The sequence below is a fragment of the Mycobacterium sp. NGS69 genome, assembly GCF_059812165.1.
On sequence record NZ_JCALCD010000008.1, the window covers coordinates 81,479 to 97,033 of the forward strand.

Annotated in this window: 13 protein-coding genes; 6 read left to right on the top strand and 7 right to left on the bottom strand. The window is 70.0% G+C overall.

Annotated elements, in window-relative coordinates; genetic code table 11:
• Positions 1 to 36 precede the first annotated feature (36 nt).
• Together AC5Y2S_RS23010 and AC5Y2S_RS23015 are read right to left on the bottom strand one after the other, a co-directional pair.
• Positions 37 to 1,671, bottom strand: coding sequence for a hypothetical protein (locus AC5Y2S_RS23010; protein ID WP_499958720.1), 1,635 nt, complete (start codon positions 1,669 to 1,671; stop codon positions 37 to 39).
• A gap of 50 nt (positions 1,672 to 1,721) precedes the next feature.
• Positions 1,722 to 3,587 (bottom strand): putative bifunctional diguanylate cyclase/phosphodiesterase, encoded by a 1,866-nt coding sequence (locus AC5Y2S_RS23015; RefSeq protein ID WP_499958721.1) that lies wholly within the window; start codon positions 3,585 to 3,587, stop codon positions 1,722 to 1,724.
• 390 nt (positions 3,588 to 3,977) lie between these two features.
• Here AC5Y2S_RS23015 and AC5Y2S_RS23020 point away from each other — a divergent pair, with 390 nt between their 5' ends.
• From AC5Y2S_RS23020 to AC5Y2S_RS23035, 4 genes are all read left to right on the top strand, one after another.
• Entirely contained in the window at positions 3,978 to 5,165 is a 1,188-nt protein-coding gene (locus AC5Y2S_RS23020; protein WP_499958614.1) for an NAD(P)/FAD-dependent oxidoreductase, read from the top strand.
• Positions 5,162 to 6,064, top strand: a complete 903-nt coding sequence (locus tag AC5Y2S_RS23025; RefSeq protein WP_499958615.1) for an RNA polymerase sigma-70 factor — start codon at positions 5,162 to 5,164, stop codon at positions 6,062 to 6,064. Before AC5Y2S_RS23020 ends, AC5Y2S_RS23025 begins: the two co-directional genes overlap by 4 nt.
• 16 nt (positions 6,065 to 6,080) lie before the next feature.
• The gene (locus AC5Y2S_RS23030) at positions 6,081 to 7,325 is read left to right on the top strand and encodes an aminodeoxychorismate synthase component I (protein ID WP_499958617.1); all 1,245 of its coding nucleotides are present in this window, start codon (positions 6,081 to 6,083) and stop codon (positions 7,323 to 7,325) included.
• Positions 7,326 to 7,488: 163 nt separating this feature from the next.
• Positions 7,489 to 8,472, top strand: a complete 984-nt coding sequence (locus AC5Y2S_RS23035; RefSeq protein ID WP_499958618.1) for a hypothetical protein — start codon at positions 7,489 to 7,491, stop codon at positions 8,470 to 8,472.
• Position 8,473: 1 nt separating this feature from the next.
• Here the strand turns inward: AC5Y2S_RS23035 and rsmI are convergent, their stop codons facing one another.
• Positions 8,474 to 9,310, bottom strand: coding sequence for a 16S rRNA (cytidine(1402)-2'-O)-methyltransferase (gene rsmI / locus AC5Y2S_RS23040; protein WP_499958619.1), 837 nt, complete (start codon positions 9,308 to 9,310; stop codon positions 8,474 to 8,476).
• 24 nt (positions 9,311 to 9,334) lie between these two features.
• On the opposite strand from rsmI, the gene AC5Y2S_RS23045 reads away from it, so the two are divergent.
• On the top strand, positions 9,335 to 10,891 hold the full coding sequence (locus AC5Y2S_RS23045; RefSeq protein WP_499958621.1) for a dolichyl-phosphate-mannose--protein mannosyltransferase: 1,557 nt from the start codon (positions 9,335 to 9,337) through the stop codon (positions 10,889 to 10,891).
• An 81-nt stretch (positions 10,892 to 10,972) separates the two neighbouring features.
• Here the strand turns inward: AC5Y2S_RS23045 and arcA are convergent, their stop codons facing one another.
• Positions 10,973 to 12,184 carry an arginine deiminase gene (arcA, locus tag AC5Y2S_RS23050; protein WP_499958622.1) on the bottom strand — a complete coding sequence of 404 codons (1,212 nt, stop codon included), beginning with the start codon at positions 12,182 to 12,184 and terminating at the stop codon, positions 10,973 to 10,975.
• A 70-nt stretch (positions 12,185 to 12,254) separates the two neighbouring features.
• Between arcA and AC5Y2S_RS23055 the strand changes: the two genes are divergently transcribed.
• Positions 12,255 to 12,851 (top strand): alpha-ketoglutarate-dependent dioxygenase AlkB, encoded by a 597-nt coding sequence (locus AC5Y2S_RS23055; protein WP_499958624.1) that lies wholly within the window; start codon positions 12,255 to 12,257, stop codon positions 12,849 to 12,851.
• A 51-nt stretch (positions 12,852 to 12,902) separates the two neighbouring features.
• Here AC5Y2S_RS23055 and AC5Y2S_RS23060 read toward each other — a convergent pair whose 3' ends face one another.
• From AC5Y2S_RS23060 to pat, 3 genes are read right to left on the bottom strand one after another with little or no spacing between them, the layout of a single operon-like run.
• A complete protein-coding gene (locus tag AC5Y2S_RS23060) occupies positions 12,903 to 13,559 on the bottom strand; it encodes a DUF5642 family protein (protein ID WP_499958626.1) in 657 nt (218 codons plus the stop codon).
• Positions 13,560 to 13,586: 27 nt separating this feature from the next.
• Positions 13,587 to 14,258, bottom strand: a complete 672-nt coding sequence (locus AC5Y2S_RS23065) for a DUF5642 family protein (protein ID WP_499958628.1) — start codon at positions 14,256 to 14,258, stop codon at positions 13,587 to 13,589.
• Positions 14,259 to 14,264: 6 nt separating this feature from the next.
• Positions 14,265 to 15,284, bottom strand: a complete 1,020-nt coding sequence (gene pat, locus AC5Y2S_RS23070; protein WP_499958722.1) for an acetyltransferase Pat — start codon at positions 15,282 to 15,284, stop codon at positions 14,265 to 14,267.
• Positions 15,285 to 15,555: the final 271 nt, after the last annotated feature.

Genomic DNA, 15,555 nt, shown 5'->3' on the forward strand with positions numbered 1-15,555 from the left:
CGACGGTGCGGCCGTGAGCCGCGCGGCGGCGCTGCGTCATTGACCTTTGGCCGAACCCGAGTCGCTCGGGATATCAAGGGTCGCAACCGGATATAGCCCCGAGCCGTCGCGCCCGTCACGGGCCAGCGCCATGGGCGCATAGTTCACCACATGCGAGGCGCCGGGCTTGTGCTGTTGCCAATCCACGGACGCGCGCAGTGTGTAGTGCCCCGGCGCCAACCCGCTCACGTCGACGTGCACCGTGTCGGTAGACGATTCCGGCACCGCCTCCTGGCGTGATTGGCTTGAATCGTCGTGCACCAGCGAATTCAGACTGACCGAGGCGGGCAGGCTCCGAACCACCGCTCCCGAGAAGTCCACCAGCTTGTAGCCGGGCACCCAATGCTCGGTGGCCGCGGCCGAGCCGTAGTTGGTCCACAGCACTGAAATCGATGCCACCTGGCCCTGGATATTTTGCGACCCGGGCTTCGCTTCCACCGAGTACCGGTAGCCGGCGGAGGCATTCGCCTGGGCCCAAAGCGCGAACAACTTCGGATCCATCACCGAACTCGAATCCCGGTCAGGAAACTCGGCGCTCGACGTCATCGACACGTGATACCTGATGATGTCGTGCAGGCCCTTCTCGTAGTACGACCGCGAGTCGGTTCCGGCCGGCGACCGACACCATTCGGTGATCACGGGCGCCGACGTCAGCCGTTGCTTGATCGCGCTCACCACCCCGTCGTCGGCCTGCACGTAGTGAGAGGCGTTGGATTCGGCCCATTCCGGCAGCGGGGACTGCGCACCGAGGCAATCCGAGCGGAGGCCGACCGGCGCCGACAGCTTTCTGGTGACGTCGTCGGCGAGTAGTTCGCGGACGATCTCCGGATTTTGTGGCGTGACCACCAATCGCGTGTGATGGAACGCGCCGACGGTCGCCGCGACCAACTGCCCGATGGATGCTTTGGTGATGGCTTGATCGCGGAACTGGCTGTAATAGCCGAGCTTTGGGACGCTGTCGTCCGGTGCGGGACCCGGCAACCCCAGCGAGTCACGCGGATAGGCGAGTTGGTTCTCGCCGAAATCTCCGTATCCGGAGAACTCGAACACGCTGAGTCGCTCATCGCTGTCGTAACGGCGACCGAGTGCGGCAAGCAGTTGCCCAAAGGCGTTGAGGTAGTCGGGGCTGTTCCAGTTGGGTACCAACTGCGTGACGGCTGGGGCGGAACCATTTGGCGGCGCGGGATAACTGGTTGCCGCAGAGCGCATCCAGTCGGGAATCGCGATATTGGTGTTGTCGGGATACGAGTCGTTGCAACAAGACTTGTAGGTGTACACACCAAGCATCAATCGCATGTTGCGATTCGCGAGCTTCGTCAGCGCGTCGTCGATGACGCTGAAGTCGAACTTGCGCTCATCGGGGGCGTCGGGCGGCAGCGTGCCGGGATCGATCGGCTGCAGTTGCCGCCACGAGACACGCAAGCTGGCGTCATATGACGCCGGCCACGCCGGATACCGCTGCTGCGCGGGATTTCCCTGTGGGAAAAGCGGATTCAGCATTTCCTCATACTGACCGCGCAGTGGGTTCGGTATCTCCTCCACGCCCGGCGGTATGGCGGGACTGATCATCGCGGACAGCGGCCCAGGGTTGCGATGACCACCACATCCACTCAGCACGGCCGCGGCGCACACGGCAGCGACCAACGCGCTTCTTCTGAACGAGCGAAACACCGTCACCGCTGTCAGATTGCGCCCAACGACAACGCCTCGCGATCGGCCAGGAAAGGCATCGAAATCCAGCGCGCGGCCAGCAGCGCTTCCATCGCGTTGCCCGGGACGGGTCGGGACAGCAGGAAGCCCTGCGCCCGGTGGCATCCGTGCTGCATCAAAGTCAGTGCGGCGGCGGGTGTCTCGACTCCCTCGGCGACCAGTTGCAGGCCGAACGCCTCGGCCAACCCGATGATCGCCCGGACGATGGCCAGGTCGCCGGCGTTGGTGCCCAGGTCGCGGACGAACCCGGTGTCGATCTTGAGCATGTCCACCGGCAGGGACTTCAGGTGCGACAGCACCGCATAGCCGGTGCCGAAGTCGTCGATGGCGATCTGGACGCCGACCTCCTTGAGCTCGGCCAAAGTCTTGCGGGTGGTTTCGATGTCGTGCACCACGGCCCGCTCGGTGATCTCCAGGCAAACCGATCCGGCGTCGATGCCGAATTCGTCGATGGTGTCGGCGACGCTACGCACGAAGCCGCGCGTGATCAATTGGATGGGCGAGACGTTGATGCGCAGGGCCGCGCTCTGCCCGACGCCGTTGGCGCGCCAACGGCTGAATTCGGCGCAGGCGCTTCGCATTACCCACCGGCCCAGTTCCCCTGCCAGGTTGGTCGATTCGGCCACCCCGATGAACGAGTCCGGCAGCAGCAGCCCCCAGATCGGGTGCCGCCAGCGGACCAGCGCCTCCGCCGCCACGATCGCGCCGGTCCACAAGTCGACCTCGGGCAGGTAGTGCAGCAGCAGCGCCTCGCTGTCGATGTCGCCCTGCAGATGCAACTCGATGTCGTTGCGGAAGGCGCTTTTCAGCGACATGTCGTCGGTGGACAGCGCCACCTGATTGCCGCCCCCGCGCTTGGCGGTCAACACGGCCTCGTCGGCCCGGCGCAGCAGATCGGTGCTGTTGTCGCGCCCCGGCATGCCCACGGCCAGCCCGATGCTGACGGTGCGGGTGATCATGTGCCCGCCGATGGCCAGCCGCTCGCGCAGCATCGCCCCCAGCCGGCGGGCGAACGACTCCGCCGTCCCCGTCGACATCGCCTGGTCCGGGATGACGACGAACTCGTCGCCGCCCAGCCGGGCGATCATGCTTTGACCGCCCGCACACACCCGAATGCGTTGCGCGAAAACCCGGATGAACCAGTCGCCCGCGGTGTGGCCGAGGTAGTCGTTGATCGGCTTGAGCCGGTCCAGGTCCAGGTACAGGACGGCGACGGGCCCGGGGCTTCCCGGCGCGAGCCGCTCGGACAGGTGCGCCACCAGCGCCCGTCGGTTGTACAGGCCCGTCAAATCGTCGTGCTCGGCCAGGTAGCGCAGCTTTTCTTCGGCCGCGATGCGCGCCTGCAGCTGCGCGAACAGCGAAGCGACCGCCTCGAGCGTGTTGATCTCTTCTTGCTTCCACTTCCGGGCGCCGTTCTTGACGAAGCCGAGCACGCCGGTGGTCGTCTCGCCCGAGACCAGCGGCGCGGCGGCCACCGAGGGGGACATGGGCTGCTTGTTTCTCCCCAGCCGGCGGCCGAACGCGCGGCGGTTCTGCTCCGGCGGGATCACGACCGGCTTCCTGCCGTGCTCGCACTCGGCGAGCACCGGGTCGGCGCTGGTGAAGTGGACGACGGCCATCGGGTCCGGGTCCGGAACGTCGGTGCGCGGCGGCCACTCCGCCACCAACACCGAGGCATGGATGTCGTGGTCGTGGTGACGCAGGAAGATGCCGTCCAGACCGAACTGCTCACCGAGCTGCGCGAGCACGACTTCGCTGACGCGAGTCGCGGTGGCTCCGGCGGCCTCCATCAGCTGCCTCGCCACGGAGGTGACGACGAGGTCCAGGCTGCGCGGCAAGGGCTCCTCCGATAGGGGCATACGTCCTAGCTGGGCGCCTGCCCAATCAGGAATGGTCGTCGTCGAGGTTGCTTCTCCCGATGCACACCAGTGAGCACAGAAGAGCCCCATACGTCGCGGCGGGTTTCGGCTCGGGGCGGGACATACAATGTTTAGCCGAAGCGTATCATGCGCCTCTGCCGGCGACTGGGACGGCGATTTCGCTCGCGCCGCTTGATCTTAGGCCCGCAACCGCGGGAGCGGGGTGGCCCGGCAACCGCGGGCCGCCTCCCGAACTTCTGCCGCTGCCCGAAGGTCGAGTGAGACGGGTCACAGTCCCGCCCAGACTGTCACGCCCCGCCGGGCTGCGGTGTCTCAAGGGCACGAGTCCCGTGAGAGTAGGAGACAGAAATGACCCAGCCGGCCGCCCCAAGAACCCACGTCGTCGTCGTCGGCGGCGGATACGCCGGAACGCTGGCCGCCAATCACCTGCGCCAGCGCCCCGACGTCGACATCACCCTGGTCAACCCGCGCCCCGTGTTCGTGGAGCGGATCCGCCTGCACCAACTGGTGGCCGACACCAGCGCGGCGATCGCCGACTACGACACGCTGCTGGGCGAGGGCATCGGGCTGGTGATCGACGCCGTCGACCGCATCGAGCCCGCCAACCGGCGCCTGGTGCTGGCCTCGGGCGCCGAGCTGCACTACGACTACCTGATCTACGCCGTCGGCAGCACCGGCGCGATGCCGCCGACCGTGCCGGGCGCGGCCGAATTCGCGCACTCCGTCGCCGACCTGGAAAGCGCACAACGGCTGCGCTACGCCCTCGCCGACCTGCCGCTCGGTTCGCCCGTCACCGTCGTGGGCGGCGGGCTGACCGGCATCGAAACCGCTTCTGAGCTGGCCGAGCTGGGGCGCCCGGTGACGCTGGTCTGCGGCGGCATCCTCGGCCCGTCGCTGAGCGAGAAGGGCCGGCGGTCCGTGGCCAAGCAGCTGCGCGCCCTCGGCGTCAACGTGGTCGAATCCGCCTGCGCAACCGAGGTGCGCTGGGACGCCGTGGTGCTCACCGACGGCGCCGTGCTGCCCAGCGCGGCGACGGTGTGGACGGCCGGCTTCGCCGTGCCGGACCTGGCAGCGCGCAGCGGGCTAAGCACCGACGCGCTGGGCCGGCTGCTCACCGACGAGACGCTGACCAGCGTCGACGACCAGCGCATCGTCGCCGCGGGTGACGCGGCCGCCCCGTCGGGGCAGCCGCTGCGGATGAGCTGCCAAGCCGCCGGCCCGCTCGGCATCCAGGCGGCCAACACGGTGCTCAGCCGCATCGCGGGAGAGGCCCCGGCGCTGCTGGACCAGGCGTTCACGGGGCAGTGCATCAGCCTGGGCCGCTCGCACGGCACCATCCAACTCGCCCGCAAGAACGACACCCCGGTGGAGGTCTACGTCGGCGGCCGGTTCGCGGCGTCGGTCAAGGAGACGGTCTGCAAGGGCACGCTGTGGGCCATCCGGCGCGAGGCCGCCAAGCCCGGCTCGTACTTCTGGTTCAAGGGCGGCAGGCGGCTCGCGCAGTCCCAGGCCGACGAGCGGGTCGCGCTGCCGTGACCCAAACGTCCGAGCACGCCGAGCGATTCACGCTGCTGCGACCGCTTCTGTTCACGATCGCCTACGAGATCCTCGGCTCGGCGACCGAGGCGGACGACGTGCTGCAGGACAGCTATCTGCGGTGGGCCGATGTGGACCTGTCGGCCGTGCGCGACACCAAGTCCTACCTGGCCCAGCTGGTCACCCGGCAGGCGCTGAACGCGCTGCGGGCCGACGCGCGTCGCCGCGAGGAGTACGTGGGGCCCTGGCTGCCCGAGCCGCTGCTTCTCGATGAGCAGGATCCTTCGGCCGATGTTGTTCTGGCGGAATCGGTTTCGATGGCGATGCTGGTGTTGCTGGAAACACTCAGCCCCGACGAGCGGGCGGTGTTCGTGCTGCGCGAGGTGTTCGGCTTCGACTACGGCGAGATCGCCGACGCGGTCGGCAAGCCGGCGCCCACGGTGCGTCAGGTCGCGCACCGCGCACGCGAACACGTGCGGGCGCGGCGCAAGCGGTTCGGCACGGCGGACCCGGAACGCAACGCCGAAATCACCGCCCAGTTCCTGGCCACGGCGGCCAGCGGCGACGTCGAGGCGCTGATGGCGATGCTCGCCCCGGACGCCACCTGGACGGCCGACAGCGGCGGCATCGTCAGCGCCGCCCGCAGGCCGGTGGTCGGCGCCGACCGGGTGGCCCGGGCGATCGCCGGGCTGATGCGCAAGGCCGCCGGCATGCCCGGAGCGCGCGTGGACATGGTGACCTGCAACAGCGCCCCGGCCGTGCTGCTCTACCTCGGCGAACAGCTCGAGGGCGTCATCACGCTGGAGATTGCCGGCGACAAGATCACCAACTTCTACGTGATGCGCAACCCGCAAAAGCTGGCGGCGCTGGCCACTGCTCGCGACATCAGCCGCGGCTAGGCGGCAGACTAGGGCGGTGCGAACCGACCGGCTTGGCGACCTCGGCGCCGCGCCCCGGGTGCTGCGCGCCGTCGGCGACGCCACCGGCCGGCTCGGGTTGCCGCCGCCCGCCGCGCTGACCGGCGAGTGGTTCGGTTCGCTGGCGGTGATCGCGCCCAGCCTGTCGGCGCGGCCGGTCGCCGTCGACGACGCCTTCGCGGTCCGGCTGGGCACCCCGGCGCCCGACTCGGACGCGGTGGGCGGCGGGTGGGTCGGCTACCTGTCCTACCCCGATGCCGGCGCCGACGGCCGGCGAAACCGGATCCCCGAGGCCGCCGGCGGCTGGACCGACTGCGTCCTGCGCCGCGACCGCGACGGGGTCTGGTGGTACGAAAGCCTGTCAGGTGCGCCGATGCCGGGCTGGCTGAGCGCCGCGTTGGCGGCCGGGCCGGCACCGCCGCGCGATTGCCTGATCGACTGGGGCGGCGCCGACCGGGCCGCGCACCGCGGCGGGGTCCTGGCCTGCTTGGAGGCGATCCGCGCCGGCGAGGTGTATCAGGCCTGCGTATGCACGCAATTCACCGGTTCGGTCAGCGGGGCCCCGCTGGATTTCTTTGTCGACGGCGTGACGCGCACCTCCCCGGCCCGCGCGGCCTACGTCGCGGGGCCGTGGGGGGCGGTGGCGTCGCTGTCCCCGGAACTTTTCCTGCGGCGTCGCGGCGCGGTCGTGACGTCCAGCCCCATCAAGGGCACGTTGCCGCTGGATGCCTGGCCGTCGGCACTGCGGGCATCGGCCAAGGACGTCGCGGAAAACATCATGATCGTGGACCTGGTCCGCAATGACCTCGGCCGCGTGGCGAGCGTCGGCACGGTCACCGTGCCCGAGCTGTTGGTGGTGCGGCGCGCGCCGGGCGTGTGGCACCTGGTGTCCACGGTGTCGGCGCGCGTTCCCGTCGAAGTCCCGACGTCGGCGTTGCTGGACGCCGCCTTCCCCCCGGCTTCGGTCACCGGAACACCCAAACACCGTGCGCGGCAACTGATTTCGCAATGGGAACATAACCGTCGCGGGATATACTGCGGGACGATCGGTTTGGCCTCACCGATCGCCGGATGCGAGCTGAACGTCGCGATCCGCACCGTCGAGTTCGACGCGGGCGGCGGCGCCGTGCTGGGCGTCGGCGGCGGCATCACCGCCGACTCCGATCCCGACGCCGAATGGGAGGAGTGCCTGCACAAGGCCGCCCCGATCGTCGGGCTGCCGTTGATCGCCGCGGCCGGTTAGTGCCGGCCAGGCGGCCGGTTAGTGCCGGCCAGGAGGCCGGTTTTTGAAAGATGGGCGTCCCGGCCGTGAATTTCGGCCAACCCCCCACGCGACGTGCGGCTTTTGCTTAAGCTTCATGGATTGACCCGCGCCGATCGCGCGTCGACTGCCGGAGGGGGCCGTCATGAGAATCGCCGTCCTGGGCGCCGTCGCGTCCGCCCTGATGGGCGGGACGCTGGCGGTCACGCCCCTGACCTCGGTCAGCGCGCCGCTGCCGGCCGCGGGACCGTGCGGCAACGGCGGGGCCCCGTGCCAAAAGGTGGCGTCGGTCCTGATGCCTGAGACGCCGCCGTCGGCGCCCGGCACCCAGGCCGCGCCCGCCGCGAATACGGGGGACGCACCCAAGCCGGTCGCAGAGGCCACCAACCCGGCAGTGCCCGGAGGACTCGGCGGATCCGGCGGGCCCGCGGGTCGCGCGTCCGGGGTCGGCGGATCGGGAGGCGGCGCGCCGGCCGCGGCGGTCCCCGGCGGGTTCGACACGGGCCTGCCCGACGCCGCGGCTGCGGTCCTGCCGGAACTGCCCGGCGCCCTAGGCACCGCGGCGGCCATCCAGGCCGCACCCGCCGGGGCACAAACCGCCTTGTCGATCGTCCAGGGCGTCGTGGGCGTGGGAACCACCGTGGTCGGCGTCGGAACCGGCGTCGTGGCCACGGCGTCCACCGCCGCCATCGCGCTCGTCTACCTCAAGAATGCCGGCCTGCTGCCGCCCGGCTTCACCCTGGGCATCCCGAACCTGTCAGTTCCCCCCCTTCCCGGCGCCGCGGCGGCCGTCCCGGGTGCGGCGGCGGCCATCCCGGCGGTGCTGGCGGCCGCGCCTGGGGCCCTCCCGGCGCTGCCCGCGGTGCCCGCGGCGTTGCCCGCGGTTCCCGCGGCGTTGCCGGCGCTTCCGGCCGCTCCGCCGCTGCCGGCCCTGCCCCCGCTCCCCGCCGGCCCGCCGGCCCTGCCGCCGCTTCCGGCCGGCCCGCCGGCCCTGCCCCCGCTTCCGGCGTTACCCCCGCTGCCTGCGGGGCCGCCCCCGCTGCCGCCGCTGCCCGGCCCGCCGCCGCTGCCGCCGCACCCCCAGATCTGCACGCCGGGCATCGGCCCGTTCAAGGCCTGCACGCCCTGAGCTACTCGCCGCGTAACTGCAGAACCGCGTCGTAAAGCTGGCGCGTCCGCACGTCCGGATGCGCCGCGGCCACCTCGCTGCACGCGTCCTTGACGCGCACGCCGCCGGCGACCAACTCCTCCACCTGCGCCACCAGCGACGGCAGGTCGGCGCGCGGCGTCGCGCCGGCGAGCACCACGGTGATCTCACCGAGCACCCCGTCGTTCGCCCACGTCGCCAGCTCCTCGAGCGACCCGCGCACCACTTCCTCGTGCAACTTGGTCAGCTCCCGGCAGACCACCGCGCGGCGGGCACCGCCGAGTTCGTCCGCGGCGTCGCGCAGGCACGCCGCCAGCCGCCGCGGCGACTCGAAGAACACGCAGGTGCGCCGCTCGTCGGCCAGCGAGGCCAGCCAGGTTCGGCGCGCTGCTTTCCTGCGCGGGGCGAACCCCTCGAAGCAGAACCGCTCCGACGGCAGCCCGGACACCGCGAGCGCGGTCGTCACCGCGGACGGCCCGGGCAGGCAGGTCACGGGGACCCCGGCCTCGACGCACGCCGTCACCAGCCGGTAGCCGGGGTCGCTGATCAACGGCATCCCGGCGTCGCTGACCATCAGCACCGTCGCGCCGGCCGTCATCGCGTCAACCAGGGCGGGCACCCGGGCGGCCTCGACCCGGTCGTACAGGCTGACCACCCGCCCCTTGATATCGGCGTCCAGCGCCTTGGCCAGGATCCGCACCCGCCGGGTGTCCTCGGCGGCCACCACGTCGGCGCGGACCAGCGCGTCGATCAGGCGTGGTGAGGCATCCGACGGCTGGCCCAGCGGCGTCGCGCCCAGCAATAGGCGACCGGAGGTCATGACGGACAGCCTACGATCGACGTGATGACCGCCCCGCCCCGCGAAAGCGCCGTCGCCGAGCGCGAGCGTGTCGTACCCCTCGACAGCCCCGGCCCGCTCGACCCGGTGGCGGACTTCGGGCCGACCGACACCATTCGCGGCTGGGTCGCGACCGGCGTGATCACGGTGCTGGCGACGGTGACCCGCTTCCTCAACCTGGGCTCGCCGACCGATGCCGGCACGCCCGTCTTCGACGAGAAGCACTACGCGCCGCAGGCGTGGCAGGTGCTGCACAACCATGGGGTGGAGGACAACCCCGGATTCGGTCTGGTGGTGCATCCGCCGGTCGGCAAGCAATTGATCGCGGTCGGCGAGGCGATCTTCGGCTACAACGGCGTGGGCTGGCGGTTCGCCGGCGCCCTGCTCGGCGTCGTCATGGTCGTGCTGGTGATGCGGATCGTGCGGCGGATCAGCCGCTCGACCCTGGTCGGCGCGATCGCCGGGGTGCTGGTGATCTGCGACGGCGTCAGCTTCGTCACCGCGCGGACCGCCCTGCTCGACGGCCTGCTGACCTTCTTCGTAGTGGCGGCGTTCGGCGCGCTCATCGTCGACCGCGATCAAATGCGCTGGCGGCTGCACATCGCGCTGGCGCAGGGCCGCAGCGCCGAAACCGCATGGGGCCCAAGGCTGGGCGTGCGCTGGTGGCGCTTCCTTGCCGGGGTGATGCTCGGATTGGCTTGCGGGACAAAGTGGTCCGGCCTGTATTTCGTGCTGTTCTTCGGCGCAATGTCGTTGGCGTTCGACGTCGCGGCGCGGCGTCAATACCAAGTCAACCGGCCATGGCTGGGGGTCTTGCGGCGTGACCTGGTCCCCACCGCGTACGCGCTGGCGCTCATCCCGTTCGCGGTCTACCTGGCCAGCTACGCGCCGTGGTTCGCGTCCGAGACCGCGATCGACCGCCACGAGGTCGGCCAGTCGATCGGCCCGCACTCCGTTGTTCCGCTGCCCGACGCCGTTCGCTCGCTGTGGCACTACACCGCCAAGGCGTTCCAGTTCCACGCGGGCCTGACCAATTCCGCCGGCAACTACCACCCGTGGGAATCGAAACCGTGGAGCTGGCCGATGTCGTTGCGGCCGGTCCTTTATGCCATCGACCAGCAGAACGTCCCCGGCTGCGGCGCGCAGTCGTGCGTCAAGGCGGAGATGTTGGTGGGCACCCCGGCGATGTGGTGGCTGGCGGTGCCGGTGCTGCTATATGCACTTTGGCGAACGCTGGTGCGCCGGGACTGGCGCTACGCGGCTGTTCTGACCGGTTATTGCGCGGGGTGGTTGCCGTGGTTCGCCGACATCGACCGGCAGATGTACTTCTTCTACGCCTCGACGATGGCGCCGTACCTGGCCATGGGCATCGCCCTGATCTGTGGCGACATCCTCTACGTCCGCCATCAAGGGTCCGAACGACGCACTTTGGGACTGATCGCGGTGTGCTGCTACGTGGCCCTAGTGGTGACCAACTTCGCGTGGCTGTTCCCGGTGCTGACCGGCCTGCCGATCTCCCAGCAGACCTGGAACATGGAGATCTGGCTGCCCAGCTGGCGCTAGTTTCTCGGGGCGCCGAGACTGCGTCCAGCGCTGGGAAACCGCCGAAATCGACGCGCTCAGCGCAGACTCGGTGCCGGCGCGCTACACCGGATCGCGGGCGGCGGGACACGACATGCACCGCGGGCCGCCGCGGCCGGTGCTCAATTCCGACCCCGCGATGGTGAGCACCTCGATGCCCGCCTCCTCGAGGCGGGTGTTGGTCTGCGCGTTGCGCTCGTAGGCGACGACGACGCCGGGCGCCAGGGCCAACGTGTTGTTGCCGTCGTCCCACTGCTCGCGCTCGGCGACGAGGGGGTCCAGCCCCGTGCCGATGACCCGCAGCTTGTCGATCCCCATCGCCTTGGCGGCTGCCTCCGGGAACGGCGTCTCGTCGCCGATGGTGACGCCGTCGGGGGTGCGCTGGATCGTGAAGGCCGACAGCGTGTCGACGACGTTCGCGTACATCACCGCGGTGTCGGTGTCGACCATCGTGCACACCGTGTCCAGGTGCATTTGCGCGCGCCGCTGCGCGATCGGCACCGCAAGCACCGTGTGCGCGAGATCGTCATCGAAGAGGCTGCGCGCCAACGCTTCCGCGCCGGCCGGGGTGGTTCGTTCGCCGACCCCGACCGCGAGCACGCCGGGGGCGAGCAGCAGCACGTCGCCGCCCTCGACGGGGGCGGTGCGCGACTCGTAGGCGCGCCGCACCCCGGTGAACCGCGGGTGATGGGCGTAGATCAGGTCGGTCAACGACGCCTCACGAATGCGCGCCCGCAGCGACAGGGTCGGGATCACCACCCGCGGCCCGATCCATATCGACGAGTCGCGGGTGAACACCAGGTTCGGCAGCGGATCGATCACGAAATCCGCCCCGTGGTGCATGCGCAGCACCAGGGAGACCTCGGTCCGGGTGTCCGGCGGAAGCTCGTTGAACGTCATGCCGGCCATCAGCACGTTGGCCAGCGTGACCGGGTCCAGCCCGCGCAGGTAGGCCGAAAGCTCTTGCGCCAGTGGCGTTCCGAGCCGACGGGCGTCCACCGCGGCGGCGACGCCCTGCATCCGGGCGGCCCCGCTGTGACTGAGCGCCTCGGTCAGCAGATCCGACAGCAGCAGCACCTCGACCCCGCGGGAACGCAGCAGCTCGGCGAACTGGTCGTGTTCCTCCTGCGCCCGCGCGACCCAGGGCAAGCCGTCGAAGAGCAGCTGGTCGTTGTTGCGCGGATTGAGCCGGCGCAGCTCCGCGCCGGGGCGGTGCAGGATGGCGACGCGCAGCACGCCCACCTCGGAATTGGTGCCCAGCTCAACAACACCCACCCTGAAAACGGTAGCCGGTCGCGGCGCCGGTCCCATCCTCATCGAACGGATGTGCGATAAACTGGGCGCCGTGAGCATCGCTGTACAGGGCTCGCTGTTCGAGCACACCGAGCGCAGACAGCTCGGTGACGGCGCCTTCATCGAGATCCGCGCCGGCTGGCTGGCCGAGGCCGATGACCTGCTCGCCGACCTCCTATCGACCGTGCCATGGCGGGCCGAGCGTCGCCACATGTACGACCGGGTGGTCGACGTGCCGCGGCTGGTCAGCTTTCACGACCTGACGGTCGGGGATCCCCCACACCCGCTGCTGGGCAAGCTGCGGCGGAGGCTCAACGACATTTACGCGGGCGAGCTCGGCGAGCCCTTCACCACCGTCGGATTGTGTTGTTACCGCGACGGCTCGGACAGCGTCGCCTGGCATGGCGACACCATCGGTCGCAGCAGCTCGCAGGACACCATGGTGGCGATCGTCAGCCTGGGCGCGACCCGGACGTTCGCGATGCGGCGGCGCGGCGGCGGCCCGTCGCTGCGACTGCCGCAGGCGCACGGCGATCTGCTGGTGATGGGCGGATCGTGCCAGCGCACCTGGGAGCACGCGGTGCCCAAGACGTCGGCGCCCACCGGCCCGCGCGTCAGCATCCAGTTCCGGCCCCGCGACGTGCGTTAGCGGCGATCACAAGCGCGGCGAAGCCGGGCGCCGTGGGTCGCCGCCATCGGCCTAGGAACGCACCGCCGCCACCGCCTTGACGAGCAGGTCACGCGCGCGTTGGGTGTCGATCTTGGCCACCGGCTGGTCCGGAACGACGAGCGGATTGGCGATGACGATCACCTGGTAATCCCCGAATTGAGCCGAATAGTCATACAGCTCGCCGGTGCGGGCTCCCCCGCCGACCACGGCCTGCAGGACGCGGTGCACGCCCGTCGTGCGGGCCCCGTCGATGTGTGGCGCATCGATCACCTCCATGCCGCCCCGTACCCCGGTCCCGGCGAATGCGACCCTGGTGCAGTCCTTTCCGGGCTCGTTGAACGGCAGGGCCTTTGACGTCTCCAAGGCGATGACGACGAACCGGTTGCCCTTGCCCTCGGCGGAGACGGCGGCCATGTTGCCCTGCACGTCGGGTGGCATGTCGGGGCCCACCGCCACTTTCGCGCAATTCGCCGGGTCGAAGGTCAGGCCGTCGGGCAGTTTGCGGGCCGAGAGCAGCTTGGGGTCGACGCCGCGAACGGGGATGTCGGTGACCTTGTAGTCGGGCCCGAAGCTGGACTTGACGTCGACGACCTTGCCGATGTCGGCCTTCACGGGTGCGGGGTCGCTGCCCGACGAGCATCCGGCGAGCACGCACACGGATGCGGTCGCGAGCAACACCTTCAACATCGTGGCCAATCTACCCAACGGCAACGCTCAGCCGCGCAACGTGGACACCGTTTTGACGAGCAGATCGGCGGCGAATTGCGGCGGCAGCGCGGGCAGCGCCGAGCCGGGGTCGGTGGTCAGCGTCGTGAACGCGTAGTAGTTGCCCAGATACGCGATGAAGGTGTATGTGCGCGAATCGATTTCAGTTCCGGATTCGACGGACGACTTGGTGTCGGCCACCATGCCGAGGGTCGCGACGCCGTCGATGTGGGGGGCGTCGACGAGCCGGACGCTTGCCGTGGTGTGGCCGTCGCCCATGGTCCACCGCCCGCACGCCGCAACGACTGCCGAGTCGAGGTCCACCGGCCCCGGCAAAGTCACCACCACCGCGTCGACGATGCCGCCGGTCCCCGACCCGGAGAAGCCCTGCGCGGATTGGTCGCGTCCGTTGCCCGGGTCGGCCAGCGTCGCGCACTGCGGTGGCGTGGCCATCGCGTCGGCTTGGAGGCTCCAGATGACCCTGGGGGTGAGCCCGTTCGGGATGCCGGTGGTCACCTCGTAGTGCGGCGGCAGCGCGCCGACCACCCGCTTGATGTTGGCGGGGTTGACGGTCGCGTTTGGGGTGGACGATTTGGTGGGCGTGGCGGACGGCGCGGGCGCGGACGCGTGCGCGCACGCCGCCAGCAGGACCACCGGAACGCCAATCCAGAAGGGCCGCATGCCCGTTCAGCCGACCGCTTCGATCACTTGACGAGCGACGCGCTTGATCTGTTCGGCCATGTGGCGCCCGAAGGCCAGCCGGTGGGGCACGTCGATGACGGTGGTGATGACGCCGATGTCCTCGCGCTCCCAGACGGCGCCGTAGTGGTCCATGATCGCGCGCATCGGCGAGTTGTCGGAAAGCATTCGCGCGGAGAATCTTTCGACACCGTCGACCCTCGCGGCGATGGACAGCGCGCTGATCAGGAAGCTGCCGATGCCCCGGCCCTGATAGGCGTCGGCGACGAGGAAGGCGATCTCGGCGGTCGTCGGATCGCTCTCGTCGCGAACGAAGCGGGCGTCGGCCACCGGGTCAGCCCCGTCGGTCACCACCCACACGAAGTGGTCGACGTAGTCGACCTCCGACAGATAGTGCAGCAACGCCGGGGTGGGGACGCGGGCCGTCATGAACCGCCGATACAGCGTCTCGCTGGAGAACTGGATGTGGCCGTGCACCGTGCGCTCGTCGTCGCCGGGCAGGACCGGGCGCAGCATCAGGTGGGTCCCGTCGCGGACCTCGATGGGGATCGGGGTGATGAATTCGGCCAGGCGCTGGCGCACCGTGCGCAGCAATCGCGGCATGACCCCCGGCAGGTGCACCATCCGGATGAAGGCGTCGTTGTCGCCGATCCAGCCGGTCAGCGGTTCGGCCGTGGTGACGGTAGCGATGCGCGGGATGTTCCGCAGCAGGGCGATCTCCCCCACGATGGTGCCGGGCGACACCTGTCCGGCGTTGACGGTGCCGTCGTTGTCGACGCGCTTGATTTCGGCGGTTCCCGACGAGATGAGCAGGAACGACACCGCCTGCTCGCCCTGCTGCATGAGGACCTGGCCGGCGGCGGCGCGCAGAGGCTGGAGGCGGGCCGCCAGGGGCACCAGCTCCTCGATTGGGCAGCCTTCGAAGATGTCCATCGTCGCGAGCTCTTCGGCCCGCGCGCCGGTCAATTCGGCCACCGCTACGGCCCGCCCGTCGCGGAACCGACGCATCGGGCTGCGCATCGCGGTGACCGCTGTGCCATAAACCGCCCGCCTGTGTTGCCGTCGTGTTCTGGGCCAGACCGGACACTCCTGGCCACGATCGGATGGTGCTCAGGTTATGAGCGGGTTCGGGCTCGGGCAAGGATCTGTCAGCCCCGGGCAGCCGACGAGGCGGACGTTGGCAAACACCAGCCAGTTGTCTCGGACCCACGTGCGCTTCCGGCACTCGACCGCGTTGGGATCCGCCGGGCCCGGCGACGGGGCATGATAGGCGGGTGAG